The organism is Candidatus Bandiella numerosa, assembly GCF_021811875.1.
Lineage (GTDB): Bacteria > Pseudomonadota > Alphaproteobacteria > Rickettsiales > Midichloriaceae > Aquirickettsia > Aquirickettsia numerosa_A.
This window is the reverse complement of record NZ_JAJBJD010000134.1, coordinates 1-3,063: the sequence shown is the minus strand read 5'-3', so window position 1 is coordinate 3,063 and position 3,063 is coordinate 1. Positions and strand designations below refer to the sequence as shown.

Genomic DNA, 3,063 nt, shown 5'->3' with positions numbered 1-3,063 from the left:
CTGATACTACCTCGCCTTTTTCTTTTTTTCTTACTATTATTTCAAAATCCATTTGATACCTGTATTGTTTTAGGTCAAAGGTTAGCACTTTTCCTATTTATACGCTATCTAATATTTATGCTTCCAAGAGAGAAAGCTGAAAATTGCAAAATTATGTCAATACGTAGATCAAAAACGATGTGATAAAAAATCAAATTAATTAAGGGAGTAAATTTTTTTCTTGGAATAATATAGCAGAGCCTTCATGATACGGAATTTGATTTTTATTATCTGCAATTGCCTGTAAAGAAGGTAAATTAAATACAGGGTGAATTTTTTTAAGAGTGTTGATGTTATTAACTATTAATTTTACTAAGTTATAGACTAGTAATTTATCAGCATTATTTGAAGAAATAAGTAAAGTAGGGCTACCAAAAGATTGGGTATCAATCGGGTTTCCTAGGTAGATCCCACCAGGAATTACATTCTTAGTTATAAAGTGATTAGATGAAGATATATCGTTTATTAATTTATCATCAACAGGCACTAATTTTACCTCACAAAAATTAGCAATCTCATTGACGTATATATTAGGGATTACACCGTAAATGAATGTTGCATTTACTTTATCTGAGCATAATGCATTAGTTTTATCTGAATATTTTATATATTCAATGCTACTTAAATCCTGATATGTCCATTTTTTTTGCTTCAATATTTTTTGTAAAAAAACATATGTAGCTGAATCTTTACTACCAACATCAATAATGGTGTTTTTAATGTCATCAATACTTTTTATTTTAGAATTCTTTTTGATTAAAATATTTAAAACTTCAGCATTTAATGCCATAACAAATTTGTAATTTTTAGCTAGACTGTCTTTATCTTTGTTGTTTTGAATTTCATCAAATACAAGGCTAGCTGGAGCAATTGCGAAATCAACGTCACCTTTATTTAATTTATCAATATTTTGTAAACTTCCTGAAGTTGGTTTAATTACGCAGTTAAAGCCTGTGATGTGCTGATTATAGTTTACTAAACTACAAATTAACTGTCCTACGCTATTAGTTGAATGACTTGTGGCAATTGTTATTGTTTTTTGGTTAAGAAATTCCTTCTTTTCAACTTTTTTATCGGTAGTAATTTTTACCTGACTATTATCCTCTTTGGAATTTAAATTTTTATCTTCAAAAGGATTTTGAGGCTTTTCAATTGCAAAAACTGTATCTGCATTGATAACCATAATACATAAAAAGATGAAAAGTGTTCTAATTTTGATCTTAATCATCAGATAAATGTCAAACTGCTTAAGGAATACTGCACGATTTTAAATTTTAAATCAACTACAATATTTTTTCCTTAATAATTTTGATTATTTGGGCATTTACATCTGCTATTTTTTTATTACCATCAATGACGAATATTCTATCGTTATCGTGGTGTGCAATTTTTAAATATCCAGACCGGATTATTTTGTAAAAATCTTTTGATTTTGTATCATAAATATTATTATTAACTCTTTTTGTGCCCTTTCTCTTTTCAATTTCATCTTCAGGAATATCGATTAAAAAAGTTAAATCTGGTTCAAATTTACCTATAATTAATTCTTTAATAGTTTTTAAAATATTAGTATCTAAGCCTTTGTAATAACCTTGATAGCATATGGATGAATCGTAAAATCTATCTGATAAGACATAATATCCCTGTTGAAGTTTTTTCTTTATTAAGTTATCAACGTGATCTTTTCTAGCAGCAGAGATTAATAAACATTCAGTCAATGGGTCTGTAATTTCTTTAAAGGACAATATTAATTCTCTGATTTTTTCTGCAAGCTCTGTCCCACCTGGCTCCCTAGTTAAAAATACCTTTTTATTATTTATTTCAAAATGTTCTTTGAGCAATTGTATTTGTGTTGATTTTCCACAGAAGTCACATCCTTCAAATGTTATAAATTTCATTTCTAAATTAAAATGTTCATTTTTCTAAAATATAACTTGTGCTCAAAGAATCAAGTAGTTACTATAAATTATGTGATTTTTTTGAAGTATTATGCCTGGATCTTTAAATACTGACCACCTTTTTGTAGGCTTAACAAGACCACCACTTCTCTTTGGTGTGAGCTATAATTTTTTTATAGTTAACGCGCTTGTATGTATGCTGATGTATATTATGACAGCTAAATTTTTATATTTAGTAATTGCGTTTCCAATCCACGGTATAGGTTATTACATATGCTCAAAGGAACCTCTGTTTATAGAATTGTTTAAGGTAAGGGCTGAAAAATGTTCAAAATGTAAGAATAAATTTTTCCACGGAGCTAATTCGTATGATCCATTTTAATTTTAATATATGTGAATAGAGGGCAATGAGATTTTTTTCAGTGAAACCAGAGAAAAATAGCTTAATTAATAGGGAATACCCATTTAGTGGGTTTGTTCCGTATTTATATCATTTGGATAAAAATATCGTTTATACTAAAAAAAATCAGTTGGTTCAGGTTGTAAAGCTTGGAGGTTTTTCTTTTGAAACTGTAGATGATGATGATGTTGATATTAAAAAAAACATAAGAAACTTTCTTTTTAAAGGGATGGCAGATCCTAGTATTAGTCTGTATTTTCACATAATTAGGAAAAAACAAGATGTCTATGAAGGCTCGCTGGGAAACATAGACATGCCAGATGGATTTGCAAGTTTTTTAGATGATAAATGGGTACAAAAGCATAAAAATCAGAAAGGCTTTGTAAATGAATTGTATATAACTGTTTCGTATAAAGTTAAAAGAAATTTTAACATGCCATTCATTAATGATTTTTTTGAAAAGTTCTCTAAAAATCCTAAGAAAAGAACAGAAGATGAATCTATGGTAGAGGGTTTTGAGCAATTGCAGGAGGCTACGAATAGAATAATGAATTCACTCAGGCAATATAGTCCAGAGGTACTTGGTATAGTGGAAAGAGGCAATCGAGTAGAGAGGCGCATTGCAGCACCTCCCTCTCACACCACCGTACAAGCGATGTCGCATAGGGCGGTTTCAGATTTGTGTTTACCAAAAGCAGAGTACATAGAGAAGAGATTAATCTTCTC

General features: G+C 29.3%; 3 protein-coding genes and 1 pseudogene. 2 read left to right on the top strand and 2 right to left on the bottom strand.

Annotation, left to right across the window (positions count from 1 at the left end; translation table 11 throughout):
* Positions 1-199: 199 nt before the first annotated feature.
* Together L8D11_RS04555 and tmk are read right to left on the bottom strand one after the other, a co-directional pair.
* Complete coding sequence (locus tag L8D11_RS04555; protein ID WP_236870487.1) at positions 200-1,267, bottom strand: TAXI family TRAP transporter solute-binding subunit; 1,068 nt, start codon at positions 1,265-1,267, stop codon at positions 200-202.
* Between the two features lie 55 nt (positions 1,268-1,322).
* Complete coding sequence (tmk, locus tag L8D11_RS04550) at positions 1,323-1,937, bottom strand: dTMP kinase (protein WP_236870486.1); 615 nt, start codon at positions 1,935-1,937, stop codon at positions 1,323-1,325.
* Positions 1,938-2,028: 91 nt separating this feature from the next.
* On the opposite strand from tmk, the gene L8D11_RS04545 reads away from it, so the two are divergent.
* Positions 2,029-2,319, top strand: a complete 291-nt coding sequence (locus tag L8D11_RS04545; protein WP_272906043.1) for a VirB3 family type IV secretion system protein — start codon at positions 2,029-2,031, stop codon at positions 2,317-2,319.
* A gap of 25 nt (positions 2,320-2,344) precedes the next feature.
* Positions 2,345-3,063 (top strand): annotated as a pseudogene (locus tag L8D11_RS04540) (hypothetical protein); the annotation flags it as partial.